Below are 23,692 nucleotides of genomic sequence, written 5' to 3'. Positions count from 1 at the left end.
GCAACGGCCGAAGGCTGCGCCCGTGGACGCAGCCTCATTCCTTCGCCAGCGGCTACGGCTCTTGTATCAAACCCCCTTCATCTGCTCATCAGCGTGGTAAGAGGAGCGCACCAGCGGCCCCGACGCGACGTTTTTGAAACCCATGCGCTGCCCCTCCTCTGCAAACCAGGCGAAGGTGTCCGGGTGCACGAAACGCTGAACCGGCAGGTGGCTGCGCGAGGGCTGCAGGTACTGTCCCAGCGTCAGCATGTCGACATCATGCTCGCGCATGCGCTGCATCACCTGGATCACTTCCTCGTCCGTCTCCCCCAAACCCAGCATCAAGCCGGACTTGGTCGGCACATGGGGCACCTTGTGCTTGAAGTTCTGCAGCAAGTCCAGTGACCACTCGAAATCCGATCCGGGGCGCGCCGCCTTGTACAGCCGCGGCACTGTTTCCAGATTGTGGTTGAACACATCAGGCGGCTCTTGCGCTGTGATCGCCAGTGCCACGTCCATGCGACCGCGATAGTCGGGCACCAGGGTTTCCAGCTGTACGCCCGGTGACAGCTTGCGAATTTCGCGCAGGCAGTCGACAAAGTGTCCGGCACCGCCGTCTCGCAAGTCGTCACGGTCCACCGAGGTGATGACCACGTATTTGAGTCGAAGGTCGGCGATGGCAATCGCCAGGTTCTTCGGTTCATCTGCATCCAGCGGCCTCGGGCGGCCGTGTCCCACGTCACAGAACGGGCAGCGACGGGTACAGATATCACCCATGATCATGAACGTCGCGGTACCGCCCGAGAAACACTCGCCCAGATTCGGGCAAGAAGCCTCTTCACACACGCTGTGCAGTTTGTGTTTGCGCAGCAGCGCCTTGACCCGCGCCACCTCCGGCGAGGTGGATATCGGCACGCGGATCCAGTCAGGCTTACGCGGTACATCTTCGGTCGGCAGGATCTTCACCGGGATACGGGCAACCTTGTCGGCTCCGCGCAATTTGATCCCCGCCTGCAACGGTTGCGGGCGGGTGGCGACAGACAGGTGTTCACTCATGCTAGTGCTCCTCGCATCGCGGCCTCAGCCCCGGTAGTAACGCTGAGGGACGAAAGGCGTTTTAACCACCCGCATCGGCACCCACTTGCCCCGCACCACGGCGAAGACTTCGCTGTCGAGTGCAGCATGGGCGTTTTGCACATAGCCGATCGCAAGCGGACCGCCGAGGCTGGGACCAAAACCACCGCTGGTGACATGGCCGATCACCTGCTCCTGGGCATTGACGATTGGTGTGCCTTCACGCACCGGCACACGCTCCAGAGGCAACAAGCCAACGCGTTTGCTGGCCACGCCTTCGCGCTGCTGCCCGAGGATGCGCCCGGCTCCGGGGAAGCCACCGGCACGCTCGCCGTCGGTGCGCCGCACCTTTGAAATAGCCCAGCCCAGGCTGGCCTCAACCGGTGTCGTGGTGACGTCCATGTCATGGCCGTACAGGCACAGGCCCGCTTCCAGGCGCAGCGAATCCCGGGCACCCAGACCGACAGGCTTGACCTCGGGCTCGGCCAGAAGCGCACGGGCCAGCCGTATTGCCTGTTCGACCGGAACGGAAATTTCGTAGCCATCTTCGCCGGTGTAACCGGAGCGACTGACGTAACAATCGACACCGAGCAAACGCACGCTGGCAAATTGCATAAAGGTCATGGCCTGTACCTCCGGGGCCAGGCGCCCCAGCACTTGAGCAGCCTTCGGCCCCTGCAGGGCAAGCAAGGCGCGGCTGTCGAACAGCGACTCCACTTCGCAGGCAGCGCCCAGGTTCCGGATCAAATGCGCCAGGTCCTGTTGCTTGCAACCGGCGTTGACCACCAGAAACAAGTACTCCCCGGCATTGGCCACCATCAGGTCGTCGAGGATGCCACCGTTCTCATCGGTGAACATGGCATAGCGCTGCATACCCACGGGCAGGTCGATGATGTCCACCGGCACCAGTGCTTCCAGGGCCCTTGCCGCACCCGCACCGTGCAGGCGGATCTGGCCCATGTGCGATACGTCGAACAGGCCCGCCTGTTCGCGGGTGTGCTGATGCTCTTTCATCACGCCCAACGGATATTGCACCGGCATTTCGTAACCGGCAAAAGGCACCAGGCGGGCGCCAAGCTCCAGGTGCAAAACGTGCAACGGGGTTTTCAGCAGTTGTTCGTCAGACATGGGTGAATCCTTGAATGAGTTGAAAAGATGTCAGCATTCGATGATGTTCACGGCCAGGCCACCGCGTGCGGTTTCCTTGTACTTGCTCTTCATGTCGGCGCCTGTCTGACGCATGGTGCGGATCACTTTGTCGAGGGAGACAAAGTGCTTGCCGTCGCCCCTCAAGGCCATGCGCGCAGCATTGATCGCCTTGACCGAGCCCATCGCGTTGCGCTCGATGCAGGGCACTTGCACCAGACCGCCAATCGGGTCGCAGGTCAGGCCCAGATTGTGTTCCATACCGATTTCGGCAGCGTTTTCCACTTGCTCCACCGTGCCGCCCAGCACCTCGCAGAGCGCCCCGGCAGCCATCGAGCAGGCAACACCCACCTCGCCCTGGCAGCCGACTTCGGCACCGGAAATCGAGGCGTTTTCCTTGTACAGAATGCCGATGGCCGCCGCCGTCAACAGAAAGCGCTGCACCCCGTTTTCATCCGCTCCCGGCACAAATCGTACGTAGTAGTGCAATACCGCAGGCACGATCCCCGCCGCGCCATTGGTGGGTGCCGTCACGACCCTGCCACCGCTGGCGTTTTCTTCATTGACGGCCAGCGCGTACAGGTTGACCCAGTCGAGCACCGAGAGGCTGTCCTTGAGTGCCGCTTCCGGATTGCTGCTCAACTGGCGGTAGAGCTGCGCCGCACGGCGCCTGACCTTGAGTCCGCCAGGCATGATTCCCTCATTGCGGCATCCGGCGAGCACGCAGTCCTGCATCACTTGCCAGATATGCAGCAACCCCTCGCGAAGCTGCTGCGGGGTGTGCCAGGCCGCCTCGTTCCGGGCCATCAACGCACTGATCGAAAGACCGCTGCGGGTACATTGCTCCAGCAGTTCACGGCCCGACAAAAACGGATAGCGCAACGGGGTTCGATCAGCAACGATGCGATTGACCCCGATGGCTTGCTCATCGACCACAAAGCCGCCACCCACCGAATAATATTCACGGCTGCACATTTGCAATCCGGCCTGGTCGAACGCTCGCAGGATCATGCCGTTGGGGTGGTAAGGCAGGGGCTTGCGAATCATCGCCAGGTGCTCTTTCTCGACGAAGCGGATCGCTTTTTCACCGAGCAACGACAGACTGGCCGAACTGCGAATCGCGCTAACCCGCGCATCCGCCGTGGTGGTGTCCAGGGTATCCGGGTAATCCCCTTCCAGCCCCAGCATGACGGCCTTGTCGCTGCCATGACCCTTGCCGGTAGCACCGAGCGAGCCATACAACTCGGCACGCACACTTTCTGTCTGTTCCAGCAGCCCTTGCGCCTTGAGCCCCTGGGCAAACGCCACGGCAGCTTTCATCGGCCCTACCGTATGCGAACTGGAAGGACCGATCCCCACTTTGAACAGATCAAACACACTTAGCGACATGCTCGCCTCTACTTCGAATACACCGGAAACAAAGCGCACATCTCGCTGACCTGCCGCGCAACCCGGGCCTCGATGGCGGCATCACCCGGATGGTCGAGGATGTCGCAGATCCAGGTCGCCAGCGCACGGCACTCGGGGATCTGCAAACCACGGGTGGTCACCGCGGGTGTACCGATGCGCAAACCCGATGTCACGAACGGCGACTGCGGGTCATTGGGCACGGCGTTTTTGTTGACGGTGATATGGGCCCGGCCCAATGCGGCATCGGCGTCCTTGCCGGTGATGCCCTGGCGTATCAGGCTGACCAGAAACAGGTGGTTATCGGTGCCGTCGGAGACCACGTCATACCCGCGCTGCTTGAAGACTTCTGCCATGGCCTGAGCGTTCTTGATGACCTGGAACTGGTAATCCTTGAAGCCCGGCTCCAGCGCCTCCTTGAAGCACACGGCCTTGGCCGCGATCACATGCATCAGGGGCCCGCCCTGGCCACCCGGAAACACCGCCGAGTTGAGTTTTTTCTCCAGGTCCGCATCGGCCTTGGCCAGAATCAGTCCGCCGCGTGGGCCGCGCAGGGTCTTGTGGGTTGTGGTGGTAACCACATCGGCATACGGCAGCGGGTTGGGGTACAGACCAACGGCAACCAGACCCGCAACATGGGCCATGTCCACAAACAGATAAGCCCCGACCTTGTCGGCAATCGCACGAAAACGCGGGAAGTCCAGGGTCTTGGAGTAAGCCGAAAAACCGGCAACGATCATTTTTGGCCGATGTTCCAGGGCCAGACGCTCGACTTCGTCATAGTCGATCAGGCCATTGCCGTCGATACCGTATTGCACGGCGTTGTACAGCTTGCCCGAGGAACTGACCTTTGCACCGTGGGTCAGGTGGCCGCCGTGGGCCAGGCTCATGCCCAGAATGGTATCGCCCGCCTGCAGCAACGCCAGGTACACCGCCGAGTTGGCCTGGGAGCCCGAGTGCGGCTGCACGTTGGCATACCCGGCGCCAAACAGCTCCTTGGCGCGATCGATTGCCAACTGCTCCACCACATCGACATATTCGCAGCCACCGTAATAGCGCTTGCCCGGGTAGCCCTCGGCGTACTTGTTGGTCAGCTCGGTGCCCTGGGCCTGCATCACTTGCGGGCTGGTGTAGTTCTCGGAAGCAATGAGCTCGATATGGTCTTCCTGACGTTGCGCCTCGCGAGTGATGGCGTCGAACAGAGCTGGGTCGAAATCAGACAGGGTCAGGCTTTTATGGAACATGAGATTTTCCTTTTTATTAGAGATTCACGTTTCAGGCTCTGCCCGGATCGTAATCCGGGCAGAGCGATCAGGCGTCCTGATACAGGGCTATCGGTGGGCAGGCGCAGGCCAGGTTGCGATCGCCGTAGACGTTGTCGACACGTCCCACCGGCGGCCAGTATTTACCGTCACGCAATGACTCCAGCGGGAATACCGCCAGCTCGCGGCTGTAGGGGTGCGTCCACTTGCCAACCAGCTCTGCAGCCGTGTGCGGCGCGTTTTTGAGCGGGTTGTCATCCTTGTCCAGCGTGCCGTTGTGCACGGCGTGGATCTCTTCACGAATGCTGATCATCGCGTCGCAGAAGCGGTCCAGCTCGGCAAGGGACTCACTCTCCGTGGGCTCTACCATCAATGTGCCGGCCACCGGAAAGGACATGGTTGGCGCGTGGAAGCCGTAGTCGATCAGGCGCTTGGCAACGTCATCGACACTGATCCCGCTGGTTTCCTTGAGCGGGCGCAGGTCGAGGATGCATTCGTGGGCCACCAGGCCGTTGTCGCCGGTATAGAGCACCGGGTAGTGCTCTTCCAGACGCCGGGCGATGTAGTTGGCATTCAAAATTGCAAGCTGCGAGGCGCGCTTGAGGCCCTGCCCGCCCATCATGCGCATGTACATCCAGGTGATCGGCAAAATGCTCGCGCTGCCATAGGGCGCCGCACTCACTGCGCCCTGCTTGCGGGCCAGGGTCTGATGCCCCGGCAGGAACGGTGCCAGATGCGCCTTGACCCCGATCGGGCCAACACCGGGGCCGCCGCCGCCGTGGGGAATGCAGAAGGTTTTGTGCAGGTTGAGGTGGGACACGTCGCCACCAAACTTGCCCGGCGCACACAGGCCCACCATTGCATTCATGTTCGCGCCGTCCAGATACACCTGCCCGCCGTGCTCATGGATGATCGAGCAGATTTCGCGGATGCCTTCTTCGAACACGCCATGGGTCGAGGGATAGGTGATCATCAGTGCAGCCAGGCGATCACGGTGCTCGATGGCCTTGGCACGCAGGTCTTCAAGGTCGACGTTGCCCCGCGCATCGCAGGCCGTGACTACCACGCGCATTCCGACCATGTGTGCGGTGGCGGGGTTGGTGCCGTGGGCTGAAGATGGAATCAGGCACACATCGCGACCGGCCTCGCCACGGCTGGCGTGGTAAGCGCGAATCGCCAGCAGACCGGCGTATTCACCCTGGGAACCGGCATTGGGCTGCAACGACATGGCGTCGTAGCCTGTGGCCGCGCAAAGCATGGCTTCCAGCTCCCGGGTCAGTTGCTGATAACCCAGGGTCTGCTCGCTCGGGGCAAAGGGATGCAAGGCGCCGAACTCAGGCCAGGTGATCGGGATCATCTCGCTGGCGGCATTGAGCTTCATGGTGCAGGAGCCCAATGGAATCATGGTGCGGTCCAGCGCCAGATCCTTGTCGGCCAGCTTGCGCAGGTAACGCATCAACTCGGTTTCACTGTGGTAGCGGTTAAACACCGGGTGTTGCAGAATCGGCGTCTCACGCAACAGCGCCAGCGGCAGGCAATCACCCGTCGCTGCCGCCAGTGCGGCGAAGTCCGGCAATGCCTGACCCTGTGTTGCAAACACCGACCACAGGGCTTCGACGCTGGCCTGCTCGCAGGTTTCGTCCAGCGACAGGCCGACACGCAACGGGTCGATCCGGCGCAGGTTGATCTGCGCTGCGGTTGCAGCGTCAATCACGTCTTGAACCGATGTGGCAGGCACCACGCTGACCGTGTCGAAGAAGTGCTGCTGCTCGACCTTGTGCCCGAGCTGTTGCAGCCCTTGAACCACAATAGAGGTCAGGCGATGGACCCGTCGGGCAATGTCCGCAAGGCCCCGAGGGCCGTGGTAGACGGCGAACATGCTGGCGATATTGGCCAGAAGCACCTGTGCCGTGCAGATGTTGCTCGTGGCCTTTTCGCGGCGGATATGTTGCTCGCGGGTCTGCATGGCCAGGCGCATGGCCGGTTTGCCGTGGCGGTCGATTGAAATGCCTACCAGACGCCCCGGCATATCGCGCTTGAATCCGTCGCGGGTTGCAAAATAAGCCGCATGAGGTCCGCCAAAACCCAACGGCACACCAAAGCGCTGGGCACTGCCCAGTACCACGTCGGCACCGAATTCACCGGGCGGCGTCAGCAGGGTCAGTGCCAGCAGGTCCGCCGCCACAGCCACCAGGGCACCGGCCCCGTGGGCGCCCTGCACCAGTGCCCGGTGATCCACGATAGCCCCGGTGCTGGCGGGATATTGCAGCAGCAGGCCGAAATAACCCTCGAAATCTTCCTGCACCAACTCGCACTCATCACCCACCACCACTTCAATTCCCAGCGGCTGGGCACGAGTGCGCAGCACGTCGAGGGTTTGCGGGTGGCAATGATGGGAGGCGAAAAAGGCCGGGGCCCGGTTTTTTGCCAGGCGTTTGCAGAAGGTCATTGCCTCGGCCGCCGCTGTCGCCTCGTCCAGCAATGAGGCATTGGCGATTTCCATGCCGGTCAGGTCGCTGACCATCGTCTGGAAGTTGAGCAAGGCTTCAAGCCGCCCCTGGGAGATCTCTGGCTGGTAAGGGGTATAGGCGGTGTACCAGGCCGGATTTTCCAGCAGGTTGCGCAAGATGGGAGGCGGTGTATGGCACGGGTAATAGCCCTGGCCGATGTGATTGCGAAACAACAGGTTTTTGCCAGCAATCGTCTTGATTGCAGCCAGCGCCCGGGCTTCGCCCTCACCGGCAGTCAGTTCGAGCACGCTGGTGTCTTTGATGCTGTGCGGCACCACGCTTTCAATCAGCGCTTCAAGAGAGTCGTGGCCAACCCGCGCAAGCATCGCGCGTATGTCATCGTCATCGGGGCCGATGTGGCGGGCAATAAACTCGTTGTCAGTGCTCAGAGGCAAATGTGCTTGGGTCATGGGGATGCTCCGGCTCAGGCGTTTTCGGCCACAAAGGCGTCGTAGGCCTGCTGGTCCAGCAGGTCGTTGAAAGCCGCCATGTTGTCGATGCGAATCCGGAAGAACCAGCCGTCGCCCATGGGCGAAGCGTTGACCTGCTCAGGGTCATCCGCCAACGCCTGGTTCACCTCCACGATCTCCCCCGTCAGCGGCATGGTGATATTGCTGGCTGCTTTCACCGACTCCAGCACTGCAACCTCATGACCTGCACTGAACACCCCCAGATCGGGCAACTGCACAAACACCACATCACCCAGCGCTTGCTGGGCAAAATCGGTAATGCCGACGGTCAACTCGCCCGACGCTTCCAGACGCAGCCATTCATGTTCAGGAGTAAAACGCAGAGTGCTCATGGACTTTTCTCTTGTTATCAATGTGTCCTGGTGCAGGACGGACAGGCCACCGCAGGTACGGTGCTACTGACTGAACAAGAGCAAGTGTGATGCCAACTCAATAAAGTACTTTAAAAACAGTTACTTACATTAGTTTAAGCGTATTGCGAGCGGGTCTTTGGAGCGATACCGCTCCAGCCGTGACAGGGTGATGGGGGGTTAGTCCTGCACAGGCGGGGTTCAGGCGGGAGCGGAGTGAAATCACTCCGGTGGAGCATTTTCAAACCACTGGCATATTGCCTGCCATTGCCGTTGCAGCTGCCAAGGGAACGAGGCAGCTGCAACGGGATCCGCGCCGTGGTCAATTGCGCGAGGTTATCCCGTATTTACGCAGCCTTTGCCCAATGGCCGTGTGCGAGGTTTGCAGGCGCGAAGCCAACTGACGGGTAGATGGGTAGGCCACGTAAAAACGTTCCAGCAAGGTTTTTTCGAAACCCTGCATTGCCGCTTCCAGGCTGACGACTTCTTCGGCATCCGCCTTCTGGCTGGTCAGTTCAGTCCCGGCCAGCTCCAGGCTGTCGCAATCAATCACATCGCCCTCGCTGGTCGCTGCAGCGCGGAAGATGACGTTTTGCAATTGGCGCACGTTGCCCGCCCAGCGATTACCCAGCAACAGCGGATGGGTCGCCGCCGCCAGCCGGCAGGGCGGCCGGTGGATCTGCTCGCACGCCTGTCGCAGGAAGTGCTCGGCCAGCAGGAGGATGTCCATGCCACGCTCACGCAACGGCGGCACCAGCAAGTTAAGGACGTTGAGCCGGTAGTAGAGATCCTCGCGAAAGGTGCCCTCCCTCACCATGCGTTCCAGGTCGCGGTGGGTTGCACAGAGCACCCGCACGTTGACCCGCACCTCGCGCTCGCCACCGATGCGCCGAAAGCAGCCGTCGCTGAGGAACCGCAGCAGCTTGGCCTGCAGGTACGGCGACATCTCTCCTACCTCATCGAGAAACACCGTGCCACGGTCCGCCAACTCCAGCAGGCCCGGCTTGCCGCCACGCTGGGCGCCGGTGAAGGCTCCGGCGGAGTAGCCGAACAGCTCGCTCTCGGCCAGGCTCTCGGGCAACGCTGCGCAGTTGAGGGCCAAAAACGATGCATCACGCCGGGCACTCATGGCATGACAGGCGTGAGCCACCAGTTCCTTGCCGGTGCCGGTTTCGCCCTGGATCAGCAGCGGCGCATCCAGGCTCGCCACTTTGTGCAAGCGCGACTTGAGGTCTTCAAGCACCGCAGACTTGCCCAGCAAGGCCTCCAGCCCTTCAGCCGGGTCGCGCAGCAACGACGCCAATCGCTCACCAATGCGGCTGGGCGGGTAAAGCGTCAGCAGACCGCCCACCAGCACCTCTGTACCGCCGCTGATGGGCGTGGCATCAAGGAGCAGGTCGCAGCCCTTGAAACTCACTTCACACATGGGCAGGCGAAAGCCTTTATTGATCAGGGTACGGGCCAGATCCGGTGCAGCGAACAGATTCGACAGCGGCTCACCCGTGGGATCGCGACCGTAAAGGTCAGTCAGCCTGGGATTGGCCAGCAGCACGCAACCGTCGGGGTCTACGGCCATCACCGGATCGCTCATGGCGGCGAGCAAGGCTTCCAGCTGCAGGCTCCGACGCTCGCCCGGCAGGATGTCAACCAGCTTCACGGCCTGCACGCCTGCTACCCGCATCAGCGCATGGTCAAGCTCTTCAAGCACGCTTCGGGACAGGGTAGGTGCATCGATATAGACATTCGGCGGGCTCATTTCCACCGCGTCGAGATTGAGGTTACGCGCGCCCAGCAGCATCAGGATTTCCTGGGTGATGCCGACGCGGTCTTTGAACGTGACGTGAATTCGCATGACCAACCGCTCCCTGACAGCAAACAACGAAGGGGCGGCACCTCATGTGCCGCCCCCCGGGCAAAACCTGTGTCGTGAAAACCGCGATTACTCTGCCTGGCAGGCCAGGTTCTCGATCTCCTGTTTATTGCGCCGAACCGAGCGATAACCCAAAGCCAGCAGCACAAACCAGACGGGCACCATGTAGAGCGCCTGGCGGGTGTCGGTTTCCAGAGCCAGCAGTACCAGAATAAACACGAAGAACGTCAGGCAGACCCAAACCATGACCTTGCCACCGGGCATCTTGTATTTCGATGCGCGGTGCAGGTGATCACGTTTTTTGCGATAGGCCAGGTAGGACAGCAGGATCATGGTCCAGACAAACATGAACAGGGTGGCCGATACCGTGGTGATCAGGGTGAACGCCTCCATCAGGTTGGGCACCACATAGATCACCAGCGCCCCCGCCAGCAGGCAGATACAGGAGAAGATCAGGCCGTTGGAAGGCACCGATCGCCGGGACAGGTTCTTGAATTTGCTCGGAGCATCGCCATCCATTGCCAGGCCAAACAGCATGCGACTGGTTGAGAACACGCCACTGTTGGCCGAAGAGGCCGCAGAGGTCAGAACCACGAAGTTGATGATGCCAGCCGCAGCAGGCAGACCGGCGAGCATGAAGAGTTCAACGAAGGGACTCTTGTTGGCCACGACATCACGCCACGGGGTAACGGCCAGGATCGCGATCAGCGCAAACACGTAGAACATGATGATGCGCAGCGGAATCGAATTGATCGCACGGGGGAGATTGCGCTCCGGATTTTTGGTTTCTGCGGCGGTGGTACCCACCAGCTCGATACCGACAAAGGCAAACACGGCAATCTGGAAACCGGCAAAGAAGCCCATCACGCCGTGGGGGAACATTCCGCCGTCATTCCACAGATTGGTCAGGGATGCGGAGTTGCCCGTCGGCGACTGGAACGCAGTGGTCACCATATAGAGCCCGGTGCAGACCAGCGCGCAAATGGCCACAATCTTGATCATGGCAAACCAGAATTCCAGCTCACCGAACATTTTCACCGTGATCAGATTCAGCGACAGCAGCAGCGCGACGCAGCCGATTGCAGGCAGCCACAGGGGGATGTCCGGGAACCAGAAGTGCGTATAGCCAGAGATCGCGATCACGTCGGCGATGCCGGTCACGATCCAGCAGAACCAGTAGGTCCAACCGGTGAAGTAACCCGCCATAGGGCCCAGCAGGTCCGATGCAAAATCGATGAACGACTTGTACTTGAGGTTGGATAACAGCAACTCGCCCATGGCGCGCATCACGAAAAACAGCATGAAGCCGATGATCATGTAGACGAAGATGATCGAGGGGCCTGCGAGGCTGATGGTCTTGCCGGAGCCCATGAACAGGCCGGTACCGATGGCACCGCCGATGGCGATCAGCTGGATATGACGATTGGACAGGCTGCGCTGCAGTTCTGGTTCTTCTGTGGCAGGTCGGTGATTTTGCATGAATCATCCTCTTATTGTTCTTGTACGGGGTCCTCTCACCAGACAAACATCATGTTCACCCGGTGTGGACGAAAGGACATGAGCACGTTCTGTGCCATCCCCGTAGAAGCGGTCAAGCGGGCCGTTTATGCGCCGTGGGGGTCTGTTTATCCGGAATGGAATCACTCCACAAAAATGCCGTCTGTGGGTGGTTCAGTAGAGCGCGGGTACTGTAAACCATGGTCCAACTGAAGTTGTAACGAAATCAGTACATTGGAGCGCATTCGAACCGACATGACCATTGTGGGAACGGACTTGCTCGCGATGGCATCACTGCGGCCGACCTGCCAGACCGCGTCGCCTGCATCGCGAGCCAGCCCGCTCCCACCCCCTTAAACAGTGCTTTTCAATGGCATCCGCAATTCAACCCGCAAGCCATCGGACTGGCTGTCGAAAGTCAGTTCGCAACGGCAACGCTCGACAATCGCCTGCACGATCGCCAGGCCCAGCCCGCAACCGTTGCTGTTGCCGTTGCGCCAGAAGCGCTGGGTCATGTGTTGCAGTGTTTCGGGGGCTATGCCGGGGCCGTGGTCACGGACCACGAAGCTGACGTGCGGGCCATCCACGGCAACCGTCAACTCCACCTGAGTGTCTGGCGGGGTATGGCGCAAGGCGTTGTCCAGCAAGTTGCGCAACGCCGCGATGGCCAATACCGAAGGGACTTCAAGTGCCGTGGCCGGGAGGTCTGGCGGTAAATGCAAACGTATGTGCTCACCACCGGCACTGGCGGCATCATGGATCGCCAGACGCGCCACTTGCTCGGCCGAACAATTGACCCCGTCATCAAACGACAGGCTGCCTTCAACCCGCGCCAGCAGCAGCAATTGCTCAAGGGTGCGGTGCAAGCGGTCGGCACCCGCTTCGGCATGGGCCAGTGACTGTTCACGGGCCTCGCCATCGGTCATGCGCGCCACTTGCAGGTGGGTTTTGATCGCGGTCAGCGGGCTGCGCAGTTCATGGGCAGCATCACCGGTCAGGCGCCGCTCCCGTTCGATGGTCTTGGCAATGCGCGCAAAGAGCTGGTTCTGGGAGTCGAGCAGCGGTTTCAGCTCACTGGGCAATGGCGTGATCTGCAGCGGTTGCAATGAATCGGCATCGCGGCGCATCAAGGCATCGCGCATCCGGTTGAGCGGCGCCAGCCCCTGGCCGATCCCCAGCCATAGCAGCAATAAACAGACCATCAGTGCCATGCCCACCGGCACCGATGCCGCCAGCAGCACCGACAGGTTCAGTGCCTCGCGCTCGACCTGGCGATCAGCCGTGGTGATGCGCAGATCTCCTCGATCCAGGGTAAAGGTGCGCCAGGCGGCGCCGTCGATGACCTGGTCATGAAAACCTGCCGCTTGCGACTGCATCGGCTGGTCCGGATTGTTGTGGCTGCGGGCCAGGATCTCGCCGCGCAACGAGCTGACCTGACAGGCCATGCCGCCTGGAACGGTCAGTTGCTCGGCACTGAAATGGGTACCCTCGCCTTTTACTGGCAATTGCGGCAACTGCTCCAGCAACCCCGCGACCATACGCGCCGAGGCCACCAGCCGCTGATCGAGGGAAAACATCATTTGCTGACGCAGATCGCTGAGCATCCAGGCCGCTGCCAGGGCCCAGACCAGAACAAACGCCGAACCGATCGTCAGGCTCAAGCGCAGGCGCAGGCTCATCATGCCTGTGACTCTGCGCCATCGGCATGCCCCAGGCGATAGCCCAGGCCGCGTACGGTTTCAACGATACCGTTGCCCAATTTACGCCGCAGGTGATGGATATGAACGTTCAGGGCGTTGCTCTCCAGTTCGTCACCAAAGCCGTAGATGCTGTCCTTGAGTTGCTCACTGGACAGCACACGCCCCCGGTTGTGCAGCAAGGCTTGCAACAACGCCTGTTCACGACGGGACAAGTCCACCGGCTGACCCGCCAGCAAGGTCACGCGACTGCTGGGATCGTAAGTGAGGCTGCCGTGCTCGATCAGGTTGACGCTGCGCCCGGCCACCCGGCGCAGCAACGTATGCAGTCGCGCTGCGAGTTCACGCAGATCGAAGGGTTTGAGCAGGTAATCATCGGCACCGGCCTGCAGACCGTCGACACGATCGGTCACCGAGTCACGGGCCGTCAGAATCAGCACGGGCAACTCCAGCCCCTGCTGGCGCAACTGTTGCAGCAGCTTGAGACCGTCTTCGTCGGGCAGGCCCAGGTCGAGCACCATCACATCGAACTCGGCAGCCTTCAACATGGCCCGCGCGGCACTGGCCGTGCCGACGTGCTCAACTGTCAGCCCCTGGGCAGTCAGCCCGGCCTTGATGCCGCTGGCGATCAGTTCGTCGTCTTCGCAAACCAGTACATGCATGCTGATACCCGCTTAAATGAGCCGATTAAAAGGTCATGGGATTAAGGGCCGATTATGCCGTGTACACCGCAGTGTGCATCGGTTAATGATCGGTTAATCGCAGGAACACACTGTAGCTGGACTTGAACTTGCCCAAGGCTTTACCCATGCGTTTGCTGCTGTCCTTTCTATTGATGTGTTTGGTCGGTGTGGCCCAGGCCCAGACCGCGAACAATCCGTTTGCACAGCCTGACTTTCTGCCGGTCAACAAGGCCTTTACCTTCAGTGCCGAGCCATTGCCCTCAGGCGAAACCCGCCTGCAGTGGAAAATAGCCGATACGTACTATTTGTATCAAAAGCGCTTCAAGTTCGACGGGCTGGACCCGGCAAAAACCCCGGTACTGCCTCAGGGGCTGGAACACAGCGATGAATTCTTTGGCGCCACCCAGGTGTATCGCGACAGTGTTTCGATACTGATCCCGGCAGGCGCCAGCGGTCAGGTCAAGGTCAGCTGGCAAGGCTGCGCCGATGCAGGCCTGTGCTATCCGCCACAAAGCCAGACGGTCGATCTGGGCGGCGCGCAGCCTGTGAAAGCCCAAGGCCAGGCGCAAGACCAGTCACTGGCGGCAAGCTTGCAGCAGCGCTCGCTGGGCTGGAGTTTACTGCTGTTCTTCGGCCTGGGCCTGCTGCTGGCCTTCACTCCGTGCTCACTGCCGATGCTGCCGATTCTGGCCGGTCTGGTCGTGGGCAGTGGTGCCACAGCCGGACGCGGTTTTGCCGTGGCCGGCAGTTATGTGATCAGCATGGCGCTGGTGTATGCCGGACTGGGCGTGCTGGCTGCCCTGCTGGGCGCCAACTTGCAGGCCCTGCTGCAACAGCCGTGGCTGCTGGGCAGCTTTGCCGCGCTGTTCGTGGTGCTGGCGCTGCCCATGTTCGGCTTTTTTGAACTGCAATTGCCTGCCGCCCTGCGGGACCGCCTCGAAACTGCCGGGCGTGGGCGCAAGGGCGGCAGCCTGATCGGCGCAGGTATTCTCGGCGCCCTGTCCGGCTTGCTCGTTGGCCCCTGCATGACCGCCCCCCTGGCCGGTGCCTTGCTGTATATCGCGCAAAGTGGCAATGCCGTCGAAGGTGGCCTGGTGCTGTTTGTGATGGGCCTGGGAATCGGCGTACCGCTGTTGCTGCTGGTGACCGTAGGCAGCCGCTTCCTGCCCAAGCCCGGCGCCTGGATGAACCTGATGAAAGGCCTGTTTGGCTTCCTGTTCCTGGGTACGGCGCTGTTGCTGGTGCGCCCGGTACTCGATGAGTCCCTGTGGGTCGGCCTGTGGGGCGTCCTGCTGGTCATTCTGGCGTGCAGCCTGTGGCAGCAGGCGCAGACATTCCTGCGGGCCAAAGCGCTGTTCACTCCGTTAAGTCTGCTGGCAGGCCTGTGGGGCAGCCTGTTGCTGGTGGGTGCTGCCGGTGGCGGTACCGATCTGTGGCAACCCTTGCAGGTCTACACCGCCGGGACAGTGGCGGGCGCCAGCTCTGCAAGCACGGCCCACGACGCTTTCATCACCATCAAGGACCCCGCAGGCCTGGACCGAGAACTGGCCAGCGCCAAGGCCGATGGCCAGTGGGTCATGCTCGATTACTACGCCGACTGGTGTGTGTCGTGCAAGGTCATGGAGAAGCAGGTGTTCGGCAAACCCCAGGTCATGGATGCACTGCAAGGGGTGCGCCTGTTGCGTCTTGACGTGACCGCCGATAATGTCGCCAGCCGCGAGCTGCTCAGCCGCTATCAGGTACCGGGCCCGCCCAGCTTTGTCTGGATCGGCCCCAACGGAATCGAGCGTCGCGGGCAACGCATCACTGGCGAAGTCAACGCCCAGACCTTCTTGAATAACTGGAACGCCACTCGGGAACTCCTCTAAATGCTCACCCTGACCATCGGTTCGTTTGCGCTGGCCATCAACCATTTGCTGCTGATTCTGGCCCTTGCCCTGGCGACACTGGTGGGGTGGCGGGTGGCCAAGCGCGGTGGCGAAAACCCCGAGTCAGTGCTGTTCAGCCTTTTTTTACTGGGCTTGCTGGTGGCGCGCATCGGTTTTGTCATCAGCTATTGGCGCTACTTCAAGGACGACCCGCTGCAAGTCCTGGACTTGCGCGATGGCGGCTTCTTGCTGTGGCCGGGGCTGATCGCAGTGGTGGCCGGTGCAGTCATCTGGGGCTGGCGCAGGGCCGGCCTGCGGCGGCCACTGGGCTGGGGGCTGGGCAGTGGCCTGGCGTTCTGGCTACTTGCCAGTCTCTCGTCCAGCCTTTACGAACAAGGCACGCGGCTGCCGGAGATGGTGTTGCGCAACGCCAACGGCGAGTCCGTGGAGTTGAGCAGCTATCAGGGTGGCCCTCTGGTGATCAACCTGTGGGCCACCTGGTGCCCGCCGTGCCGACGGGAAATGCCGGTCCTGCAGAACGCCCAGCTTCAGCACCAGAACGTGACGTTCCTCTTCGTCAATCAGGGCGAGAGCATGCAGAGCGTCAGTACCTTCCTTGAAACCCAGGGCCTGAACCTCAGTAACGTGCTGTTCGACAGTGGCGGCCAACTGGCACAAAAAGTCGGTTCAATGGCCCTGCCGACTACGCTGTTCTATAGCGCTGAAGGCAGGCTGCTGGGCAGTCATCTGGGCGAACTGTCCCAAGCCAGTCTGGCCCGGGCCATGGAGCCCTTAAATCTGAACAATTCAATGTCGGCCCAACAGGCCGACCCTGCAAGGAATGAGCAAAAATGTTTAACCGCAAACTGCTGACCCTGAGCATGACCGCCCTGCTGGGCGCTGCACTTTTGCAGTCCCCTGCACTGCAGGCCGAGGAACTGCCGCCAGCGATCAAGAAGATTGAAGCCAAAGGCGCAAAAATCATTGGCAGTTTCGATGCACCCGGCGGTTTGCGTGGCTATGCCGCCCAGTACCAGAACCGTGGCATGGCGCTGTACCTGACCCAGGACGGCAACGTGCTGGTGGGCAATTTGTATGATGCCCAAGGCAATGACTTGAGCCTGGCACCGCTGCAAAAACTGGTTTACGAACCTATGGCCAAGCAAGTCTGGGCCGAGATGGAAAAGAGCAACTGGATCGCCGACGGCAAAAAGGATGCACCGCGGGTTGTTTACCTGTTCAGCGACCCGAACTGCCCGTACTGCAACATGTTCTGGGAACAGGCCCGTCCGTGGGTTGACTCGGGCAAGGTGCAATTGCGCCACATCATGGTGGGTATCATCCGCGAAGACAGCCCTGCCAAATCTGCCGCCTTGCTGGCCGCCAAAAATCCCCAGCAGGCCCTGCACGACCACGAGAAAGCCGGCAAGGCCAGCACGCTCAAGCCTTTGGCCAAAATCCCGGCTGACGTTCAGGCCAAGCTGGATGCCAACGCCCAGCTGATGGAGGAGCTGGATGTAGCTGCAACCCCGGCGATTTTCTATCTGGATGAACAAGGCAACCTGCAACAGCAGCAAGGCGCACCGTCGCCGGAAAAACTGGTGCAGATTCTCGGGCCCAAGTAAAAACCGCAGGCTGCGTTCTTGCCCACACAAGATCGCAGCCAGTTGCCGACACCGTCGTGAAGCATGTCTCAGTCCGCCTCCTCAAGCGCTATTAGTTCTATTTCTCAATTGACAATCATTATCATTCAGCCTAGCTTGTGAACAGCTGTGTAGGACGCTTCCCACGAAGAGCTCCTCACTCACACTTTCGCAACAGGTGATCTCCATGACGGAACAAATGTCCACAGGCAAGTGCGACTCACCCTTACTTCAAGCCTTTGTTGATAACCGACTGGTCCTGGTCAAAATCGCAGCACGCATCACCGGTTGTCGATACAGGGCCGAGGATGTTGTGCAGGATGCTTTCTTCCGTTTGCAGTCCGCGCCGCAGATCACCTCTTCATTCAAGGCACAGCTCAGCTACCTGTTCCAGATCGTGCGCAACCTTGCGATTGACCACTACCGCAAGCAGGCGCTGGAGCAAAAATACTCGGGCACCGAAGAGGAAGGCCTGAACGTAGTCATCCACGGCGCCTCCCCCGAAACCTCGCTGATCAATTTCTCGACCCTGGAACACATCGCGCTTGCACTGACCGAACTGCCGAGCCGCACGCGCTATGCGTTCGAGATGTACCGCCTGCACGGCGTGCAGCAAAAAGACATCGCCAAGGAGCTGGGCGTGTCGCCAACGCTGGTCAATTTCATGATTCGCGATGCCCTGATTCACTGCCGCGAGGTCTCGGGAACGCACCCCGATACCTACGCCCGTCGCTAACGCCGTGGCAGTTGCCTCGTTGCTTCGGTAGTTGCTGCAAAGAGTGCCGCTTGACTGACCTTCCCCTACATCTCGACCACGTCAATCTGGTAGGGAGCAAAAATGGCACTCAACTGCCCATTGTCTCGAAGACGGCTCATCATTTGCGCGAATTGCTGACTCTTGATCGGTGCATCGAGCCGCAGCAACGCGTAGTGCCGATAGATCTGATCGACACGCTCGGACATCATGATCTGTGACTTGACCTTAGGGTCGTAGCGCTGAATGTCGATCAGGTTGGAGCGTGTCATCAATGCAATGTCTGCCCGCCCGCGCAGGACCATCAACAGGTTGCTTTCGTGGGAATAGGTCAGGGTTGCGCTGAAGGTGTCGGCAAGGAATTTCGGGGTCGAATTGAACCCGGCAAAGGCGTAGTGATAGCCGCTAAAGAGCGCAAGCCGCTTGCCGCTCAACTCATCAAAATAACGTTGGACCCGATCAGGTTGGTACCTGGCGACAAATACTTCGGCGTCTTCAAGGCCCATGTCGACGGCCGTATACGAGAACGCCTGCCAACCCCAGGCCGGGTTTTCGAACATCATCATGTCCACCCGCCCCCGCTCAAAATCACGCACGCGCCTTGGGATCGAACTGGGCACCAGGACAAAGCGGTAGTCGCTCTGTAACTGGTTGAGGGCGTTGAGCAATTGTGACAACAGACCGGTGTCGGCACCGCGCTCGGGGCGTACGGTATACGGCGGAAAATGCGCAGCTCCAACCCTGATTTCCTGGGCGGCCGAAACCGGCGTTAGCCAGATCATGCCGAGGGCCAGCAACACACAATGAGCCAACTGTATCGGCGAACACTTCAAAACCATATACATCCCGCGCCGCCCATGGCTGGAACTTATTGATCGACACACGACCTGAGATCGAGCACGCACACCATTAAACCGCCTATAGACTAGCAAGCAAGCGGTCGACTGGCCCACTACAAAATACGCCCCCGGGTCCGTGTTTTAGCTACGCTCCCACTTCAACGCCGATGCTGTTAAAGGAAGCTGCACATGCCTCACTGGCTGGTAATTGACCTGGAAGCCACAACCGATGATGGCGGCTGGCCCCTGGAAGAAATGGAAGTGATTGAAATCGGTGCCAGCGTGGTCACTCGCGCCGGCCGGGAGGTGGATCATTTTCAGCGTTTTATTCGCCCGCAACGTCGTCCCCTCTTGACGCCCTTTTGCCGTCAACTGACTCGCATCACCCAGGCCAACATTGACTCCGGGGCTCCGATGACGGTGGTGTGGGAGCAGTTCGAGCGCTGGCTCGGCCAGCATCTGCCCAAGCTTGAAGGCTGGGCCAGTTGGGGCGACTACGATCGCAAACAGCTGGAGCAGGAATGGCGCCAGAAGCAACTGGACAGTGCCCTGCTGCAATTGCCGCACATGAACCTCAAGCAGCAATTTGCCCAGGCCCGCCAGCTCAAGCGTGCACTTGGACTTAACAGCGCCCTGCAACTGGCCGGAATGCAGTTCAATGGCCAGCAGCATCGTGCCCTGGAAGATGCGCGAAATACTGCACGTTTATTGCCACTGGTACTCAAGGGCTGACGGCCACAAAAGGGCGTGACGGGATAAAACGGCTTCTGCATACTGGCCAGCCTTTTTTAGCCCATTCCGAGGAATCGCCATGTTTAAAGTCAACGAATACTTCGACGGCACCGTCAAGTCGATTGCCTTCGCACAAACCGAAGGCAAGGCCACCATTGGCGTCATGGCTGCGGGCGAATACGAGTTCGGCACGGCCGAGCGTGAAATCATGCACGTGGTCTCGGGTGAACTGAGCGTCAAGCTGCCGGGCAGCAGCGAGTATGAAACCTTCAAGAGCGGCAGCCAGTTCAACGTGCCGGCCAACAGCAAGTTCCAGCTCAAGGTTGCAGTGGACACCGCTTACCTGTGTGAGTACCGCTAAATCCCCCTCTGGCAGCAACTGTCTTGATGCTGCCATGTGGGAGCGGGCTTGCTCGCGATACAGACGACCCGGTCTGTCCGTTGAATCGCGTTGATGCCATCGCGAGCAAGCCCGCTCCCACCGCTACACCCCTACGTTGAACTGCAACGCCGCCAACCGCGCATACAGCGGGTTGCTGGCGATCAACTGTGCGTGGGTGCCGATGGCAACCAGCTTGCCCTGATCCATGACCGCAATGCGGTCGGCGTTCTGCACTGTGGCCAGGCGGTGAGCAATCACCAGCGTCGTGCGGCCTTGCATCAGGCTGGGCAGTGCCTGCTGGATCAAGTGTTCGCTCTGGGCATCCAGGGCACTGGTGGCTTCGTCCAGCAACAGGATCGGGGCATCCACCAGCAGCGCCCGGGCGATAGCCAGACGCTGGCGCTGACCGCCGGACAACCCCAGACCGCCGTCGCCCAAGTGGGTTTTGTAGCCCTCGGGCATTTGCAGGATGAAGTCATGGGCATGGGCAATCCGTGCGGCGGCTTCAACTTGCCCATCGCTGGCACCCGCATTGCCGTAGCGGATGTTGTCTTCAATGGTGCCGAAAAACAGTGCCGGGGTTTGCGACACCAGGGCAAAGCAACGGCGCAGGTCTTGCGGGTCAAGTTGGGTGATCGGCTGCCCCTCAAGCAGGATCTGGCCCTGCTGGGGATCGTAGAAGCGCAGCAGCAGGTCAAACAACGTGGACTTGCCTGCCCCCGAAGGCCCCACCAACGCCAGGGTTTCCCCCGCGTTGACCGACAGGCTTAGCCCGTCAATCGCGTAGCTTTCTGGCCGTGACGGGTAGGAAAACCGCAGGTTTTCGAGTTGCAGATTACCGTCCACCCGCTCGGGTAAAACGCGCAGGTCCGTGCTCGGTGGCAAGATCAGGCTTTTTGCCTGCAGCAGCTCGGCAATTCGCTCGGCCGCACCCGCCGCCTGTTGCAGTTCGCCAATGACTTCACTCAGGGTGCCAAACGCGCTGCCCACCACCAGGCTGTAGAACACAAAGGCTGCCAGCTCGCCACCGGTGATGCGCCCCGCGATCACGTCCATGCCACCGACCCACAGCATCACCCCGACTGCGCCCAATACCAGCAAAATCACCAACGTGATCAGCCATGCCCGTTGCAGGATACGTTTGCGTGCGGTGGCAAACGCATGCTCAACGGTGCTGGCGAAGCGCTGCTGGTCTTGCTGTTGATGGTTATAGGCCTGGACCGTCTTGATCTGGCCCAGGGCCTCGGCGACATAGCTGCCGACATCGGCAATCCGGTCCTGACTCTGGCGCGACAGGCTGCGCACCCGGCGACCAAAAAACAGAATGGGCACCAGCACCAGTGGCAAGGCGACCACCACGATACTGGTGAGCTTGGGGTTGGTGACAAACAACAGCACCACGCCGCCGATCACCATGAGGCTGTTGCGCAAGAACAGGGACAGCGAAGAACCGATCACTGATTGCAACAAGGTGGTGTCGGTGGTCAGTCGTGACTGGATTTCCGAACTGCGATTGTTCTCGTAGAACCCCGGGTGCAAATCGATCAGGTGATTGAACACCTGGCGCCGAATGTCCGCGACCACCCGCTCACCGATCCACGACACCAGATAAAAACGCACAAAGGTGCCCACGGACAATCCCAGCACCAGCATCAGAAAAAAACCGATGGACTGGTTAAGCAGGTGCGGGGACTGGGTCATAAAACCCTTGTCCACCAGCAAGCGAATGCCCTGCCCCATCGACAAGGTAATACCCGCTGTCACAATCAGGGCCAACAGTGCGCCACCTGCCTGCCAACGATAGGGCGCAATGAAATGGGTGGCCAGGCGGATGGCACGACGATGACGGGACGAAAGCATGGGAGGGTATCCAGAATGAGGATCAGCGTAAAAAGCCTTACACAGCCTACAACGAAGTTCGGCTTACGCTGGTAAACCTTTCTCACTTGCTTTGATTATGACCCGCAACAACAACCCCTAGGCAGTAATGTTCTAAAGTCGGGCTGGAAGTTTCAGGATATTTCTGTTGGACTGGGCTGGTGGCCAAGTTTGTAACCGCTTGGTCATTAATCGGATCTACAGTAGCGCTACACCCTGATGAGGAGACAGGCCATGGATTTGCAACAGAACGCTCAAGCCGTACCGGTGATTCGCACCCAACCACAGCAATCCCTGGGGTGCGCGTTTATCGACGAGAATGGACAGGAGATCCTGATCACTGAAGCCATGATCCAGGACGCTTGCCACGAACTGGAGCAACGCCTGGTCAAGCCGTCTCGCAAGGACTGATCCTTGCCTGCAAGACCTTGTTCATGATCAAACTGCATTCGCGACACTGACCGGCCCTACTGCGTAGGGCCGGTTTTTTTGTGCCCTGGACTTTTAGACCGGTACCGCACCCAACGCTTTGACCAGTTGGGTCAAGGCGACTGATTCGCCCTCGATATGTACGGGCAAACCTTCGATCTCGCGGCGAATCGGGTAGTGCTTGCGCAAAGCATCAAACGCCAGCTTCTGCTCCTGGACACTGCCGATCAGGCTACGGCGAAAATCCGCATCGTCACGGCGCGGGTCGTACACGCCGCGACAGATCATGGCCATTGCCCAGCCAGGATCGGTGTTGGCACTCAGCTCGACCTTCGCCAGCCAAGGGGCAGGCAACAGATCGGCAAGTTTTACCTGCGGGGTATGGCCCAGGAAATCGCACAACGCCTGATAAATCTGTGCGGTGCCCCGCTGCTTGCCATCCAGGCTGTGACCGGCGATGTGCGGGGTCGCCAGTACGCACAAGTCAGCCAGTTCGACGTCAACTTGCGGCTCGTCCTCCCACACATCCAGTACCGCCTGGAGGTCTTCGCGCCGGGTGAGCACTGTGCGCAATACGGCATTATCAATCACCGGGCCCCGGCTGGCGTTGATCAACCAGGTGCCCGGCTTCAGTTGCTCCAGACGCTGCTGGTCGAGCAAGTGCCAGGTCGGGTAGTCGCCCGTTTTATCCAGCGGAGTGTGCAAGCTGAGCACATCGCAATGCTCAATGATGTGTTCGAGGCTGACGTAATCGCCACCCTCGACTGCCTGTCGCACCGGATCACACACCAGCACGTTGAGGCCCAGGGCACGCAGCACATTGACCAGACGCCCGCCCACTTCACCGGCGCCAATCACGCCATAGGTGCGTTGCGTCAGATCGACACCCTCGATCTCGGCCAGGGTCAACAAACTGCCGAGCACGTAGTCGACCACGCCCCGGGCATTGCAACCGGGGGCGCTGGACCACTGAATTCCGGCTTGCTGAAAGTAGTCGAGGGCCAGGTGATCGGTGCCGATGGTGCATGTTCCGACAAACCGCACCGCGCTGCCTTCGAGCAGGTCGCGGTCGACTTTCGTCACGGAGCGCACCAGCAGGATATCGGCGTCATGCACGTCGGCACGGCTGATCTGGCGCCCCGGAAAACGGCGTATTTCACCGAGGTCAGCAAAAAATTCTTCGATCAGCGGAATATTTTCGTCAGCAACAATCAACATGGCA

The 23,692-nt window shown here is 60.3% G+C and carries 20 protein-coding genes; 7 read left to right on the top strand and 13 right to left on the bottom strand.

Annotated elements, in window-relative coordinates; all coding sequences use genetic code 11:
• Window positions 1–66: 66 nt before the first annotated feature.
• The 10 genes from lipA to V6P94_RS12265 all read right to left on the bottom strand — a co-directional run bounded on the left by lipA (window position 67) and on the right by V6P94_RS12265 (window position 13,924).
• Window positions 67–1,035 carry a lipoyl synthase gene (gene lipA / locus V6P94_RS12310; RefSeq protein WP_133077188.1) on the bottom strand — a complete coding sequence of 323 codons (969 nt, stop codon included), beginning with the start codon at window positions 1,033–1,035 and terminating at the stop codon, window positions 67–69.
• A 24-nt stretch (window positions 1,036–1,059) separates the two neighbouring features.
• Complete coding sequence (gcvT, locus tag V6P94_RS12305) at window positions 1,060–2,181, bottom strand: glycine cleavage system aminomethyltransferase GcvT (protein WP_133077187.1); 1,122 nt, start codon at window positions 2,179–2,181, stop codon at window positions 1,060–1,062.
• A 30-nt stretch (window positions 2,182–2,211) separates the two neighbouring features.
• Window positions 2,212–3,588 (bottom strand): L-serine ammonia-lyase, encoded by a 1,377-nt coding sequence (locus V6P94_RS12300; RefSeq protein ID WP_133077186.1) that lies wholly within the window; start codon window positions 3,586–3,588, stop codon window positions 2,212–2,214.
• Window positions 3,589–3,596: 8 nt separating this feature from the next.
• Complete coding sequence (gene glyA, locus V6P94_RS12295) at window positions 3,597–4,850, bottom strand: serine hydroxymethyltransferase (protein WP_133077185.1); 1,254 nt, start codon at window positions 4,848–4,850, stop codon at window positions 3,597–3,599.
• Window positions 4,851–4,917: 67 nt separating this feature from the next.
• Complete coding sequence (gene gcvP, locus V6P94_RS12290) at window positions 4,918–7,788, bottom strand: aminomethyl-transferring glycine dehydrogenase (protein WP_133077184.1); 2,871 nt, start codon at window positions 7,786–7,788, stop codon at window positions 4,918–4,920.
• A 14-nt stretch (window positions 7,789–7,802) separates the two neighbouring features.
• Window positions 7,803–8,180, bottom strand: coding sequence for a glycine cleavage system protein GcvH (gcvH, locus tag V6P94_RS12285; RefSeq protein WP_133077183.1), 378 nt, complete (start codon window positions 8,178–8,180; stop codon window positions 7,803–7,805).
• 340 nt (window positions 8,181–8,520) lie between these two features.
• Window positions 8,521–10,050, bottom strand: coding sequence for a sigma-54-dependent transcriptional regulator (locus tag V6P94_RS12280; protein WP_133077182.1), 1,530 nt, complete (start codon window positions 10,048–10,050; stop codon window positions 8,521–8,523).
• Window positions 10,051–10,137: 87 nt separating this feature from the next.
• Window positions 10,138–11,547, bottom strand: a complete 1,410-nt coding sequence (cycA, locus tag V6P94_RS12275; RefSeq protein ID WP_133077181.1) for a D-serine/D-alanine/glycine transporter — start codon at window positions 11,545–11,547, stop codon at window positions 10,138–10,140.
• Window positions 11,548–11,918: 371 nt separating this feature from the next.
• Window positions 11,919–13,247, bottom strand: a complete 1,329-nt coding sequence (locus tag V6P94_RS12270) for an ATP-binding protein (protein WP_219261509.1) — start codon at window positions 13,245–13,247, stop codon at window positions 11,919–11,921.
• Entirely contained in the window at window positions 13,244–13,924 is a 681-nt protein-coding gene (locus V6P94_RS12265; protein WP_133077180.1) for a response regulator, read from the bottom strand. The genes V6P94_RS12270 and V6P94_RS12265 overlap by 4 nt, the downstream gene beginning before the upstream one ends.
• 146 nt (window positions 13,925–14,070) lie before the next feature.
• On the opposite strand from V6P94_RS12265, the gene dsbD reads away from it, so the two are divergent.
• The 4 genes from dsbD to V6P94_RS12245 all read left to right on the top strand — a co-directional run bounded on the left by dsbD (window position 14,071) and on the right by V6P94_RS12245 (window position 18,192).
• Window positions 14,071–15,813: a protein-disulfide reductase DsbD gene (dsbD, locus tag V6P94_RS12260; protein WP_133077179.1), complete on the top strand. Its 1,743-nt coding sequence runs from the start codon at window positions 14,071–14,073 to the stop codon at window positions 15,811–15,813.
• Window positions 15,814–16,686, top strand: coding sequence for a TlpA disulfide reductase family protein (locus tag V6P94_RS12255; protein WP_133077178.1), 873 nt, complete (start codon window positions 15,814–15,816; stop codon window positions 16,684–16,686).
• A complete protein-coding gene (gene dsbG, locus V6P94_RS12250) occupies window positions 16,665–17,438 on the top strand; it encodes a thiol:disulfide interchange protein DsbG (RefSeq protein ID WP_133077177.1) in 774 nt (257 codons plus the stop codon). Before V6P94_RS12255 ends, dsbG begins: the two co-directional genes overlap by 22 nt.
• Window positions 17,439–17,643: 205 nt before the next feature.
• Window positions 17,644–18,192, top strand: coding sequence for an RNA polymerase factor sigma-70 (locus V6P94_RS12245; protein ID WP_133077176.1), 549 nt, complete (start codon window positions 17,644–17,646; stop codon window positions 18,190–18,192).
• A 65-nt stretch (window positions 18,193–18,257) separates the two neighbouring features.
• On the opposite strand, the gene V6P94_RS12240 is transcribed toward V6P94_RS12245, so the two are convergent.
• Window positions 18,258–19,049, bottom strand: coding sequence for a transporter substrate-binding domain-containing protein (locus tag V6P94_RS12240; protein ID WP_133077175.1), 792 nt, complete (start codon window positions 19,047–19,049; stop codon window positions 18,258–18,260).
• 189 nt (window positions 19,050–19,238) lie between these two features.
• Here V6P94_RS12240 and V6P94_RS12235 point away from each other — a divergent pair, with 189 nt between their 5' ends.
• Window positions 19,239–19,781, top strand: coding sequence for an exonuclease domain-containing protein (locus tag V6P94_RS12235; protein ID WP_133077174.1), 543 nt, complete (start codon window positions 19,239–19,241; stop codon window positions 19,779–19,781).
• 79 nt (window positions 19,782–19,860) lie between these two features.
• On the top strand, window positions 19,861–20,142 hold the full coding sequence (locus V6P94_RS12230) for a pyrimidine/purine nucleoside phosphorylase (RefSeq protein WP_133077173.1): 282 nt from the start codon (window positions 19,861–19,863) through the stop codon (window positions 20,140–20,142).
• A gap of 123 nt (window positions 20,143–20,265) precedes the next feature.
• Here V6P94_RS12230 and V6P94_RS12225 read toward each other — a convergent pair whose 3' ends face one another.
• Window positions 20,266–22,023, bottom strand: a complete 1,758-nt coding sequence (locus V6P94_RS12225) for an ABC transporter transmembrane domain-containing protein (protein WP_133077172.1) — start codon at window positions 22,021–22,023, stop codon at window positions 20,266–20,268.
• 252 nt (window positions 22,024–22,275) lie between these two features.
• Between V6P94_RS12225 and V6P94_RS12220 the strand changes: the two genes are divergently transcribed.
• Window positions 22,276–22,452, top strand: a complete 177-nt coding sequence (locus tag V6P94_RS12220) for a PA1571 family protein (protein ID WP_219261512.1) — start codon at window positions 22,276–22,278, stop codon at window positions 22,450–22,452.
• Between the two features lie 93 nt (window positions 22,453–22,545).
• Here V6P94_RS12220 and pdxB read toward each other — a convergent pair whose 3' ends face one another.
• The gene (pdxB, locus tag V6P94_RS12215; protein ID WP_338649412.1) at window positions 22,546–23,688 is read right to left on the bottom strand and encodes a 4-phosphoerythronate dehydrogenase PdxB; all 1,143 of its coding nucleotides are present in this window, start codon (window positions 23,686–23,688) and stop codon (window positions 22,546–22,548) included.
• Window positions 23,689–23,692 lie beyond the last annotated feature (4 nt).

The organism is Pseudomonas sp. ML2-2023-3, assembly GCF_037055275.1.
In the GTDB taxonomy this organism is placed as follows: domain Bacteria; phylum Pseudomonadota; class Gammaproteobacteria; order Pseudomonadales; family Pseudomonadaceae; genus Aquipseudomonas.
Note: the sequence above shows the minus strand (reverse complement) of the source record. Positions and strands in the feature narration are given on the sequence as shown.

Excerpts from the sequence above, each read along its gene's own strand:
- lipA (WP_133077188.1), bottom strand. The coding sequence starts at position 1,035 with ATGAGTGAACACCTGTCTGTCGCCACCCGCCCGCAACCGTTGCAGGCG.
- gcvT (WP_133077187.1), bottom strand. The coding sequence starts at position 2,181 with ATGTCTGACGAACAACTGCTGAAAACCCCGTTGCACGTTTTGCACCTG.
- V6P94_RS12300 (WP_133077186.1), bottom strand. The coding sequence starts at position 3,588 with ATGTCGCTAAGTGTGTTTGATCTGTTCAAAGTGGGGATCGGTCCTTCC.
- glyA (WP_133077185.1), bottom strand. The coding sequence starts at position 4,850 with ATGTTCCATAAAAGCCTGACCCTGTCTGATTTCGACCCAGCTCTGTTC.
- gcvP (WP_133077184.1), bottom strand. The coding sequence starts at position 7,788 with ATGACCCAAGCACATTTGCCTCTGAGCACTGACAACGAGTTTATTGCC.
- gcvH (WP_133077183.1), bottom strand. The coding sequence starts at position 8,180 with ATGAGCACTCTGCGTTTTACTCCTGAACATGAATGGCTGCGTCTGGAA.
- V6P94_RS12280 (WP_133077182.1), bottom strand. The coding sequence starts at position 10,050 with ATGCGAATTCACGTCACGTTCAAAGACCGCGTCGGCATCACCCAGGAA.
- cycA (WP_133077181.1), bottom strand. The coding sequence starts at position 11,547 with ATGCAAAATCACCGACCTGCCACAGAAGAACCAGAACTGCAGCGCAGC.
- V6P94_RS12270 (WP_219261509.1), bottom strand. The coding sequence starts at position 13,247 with ATGATGAGCCTGCGCCTGCGCTTGAGCCTGACGATCGGTTCGGCGTTT.
- V6P94_RS12265 (WP_133077180.1), bottom strand. The coding sequence starts at position 13,924 with ATGCATGTACTGGTTTGCGAAGACGACGAACTGATCGCCAGCGGCATC.
- dsbD (WP_133077179.1), top strand. The coding sequence starts at position 14,071 with ATGCGTTTGCTGCTGTCCTTTCTATTGATGTGTTTGGTCGGTGTGGCC.
- V6P94_RS12255 (WP_133077178.1), top strand. The coding sequence starts at position 15,814 with ATGCTCACCCTGACCATCGGTTCGTTTGCGCTGGCCATCAACCATTTG.
- dsbG (WP_133077177.1), top strand. The coding sequence starts at position 16,665 with ATGTTTAACCGCAAACTGCTGACCCTGAGCATGACCGCCCTGCTGGGC.
- V6P94_RS12245 (WP_133077176.1), top strand. The coding sequence starts at position 17,644 with ATGACGGAACAAATGTCCACAGGCAAGTGCGACTCACCCTTACTTCAA.
- V6P94_RS12240 (WP_133077175.1), bottom strand. The coding sequence starts at position 19,049 with ATGGTTTTGAAGTGTTCGCCGATACAGTTGGCTCATTGTGTGTTGCTG.
- V6P94_RS12235 (WP_133077174.1), top strand. The coding sequence starts at position 19,239 with ATGCCTCACTGGCTGGTAATTGACCTGGAAGCCACAACCGATGATGGC.
- V6P94_RS12230 (WP_133077173.1), top strand. The coding sequence starts at position 19,861 with ATGTTTAAAGTCAACGAATACTTCGACGGCACCGTCAAGTCGATTGCC.
- V6P94_RS12225 (WP_133077172.1), bottom strand. The coding sequence starts at position 22,023 with ATGCTTTCGTCCCGTCATCGTCGTGCCATCCGCCTGGCCACCCATTTC.
- V6P94_RS12220 (WP_219261512.1), top strand. The coding sequence starts at position 22,276 with ATGGATTTGCAACAGAACGCTCAAGCCGTACCGGTGATTCGCACCCAA.
- pdxB (WP_338649412.1), bottom strand. The coding sequence starts at position 23,688 with ATGTTGATTGTTGCTGACGAAAATATTCCGCTGATCGAAGAATTTTTT.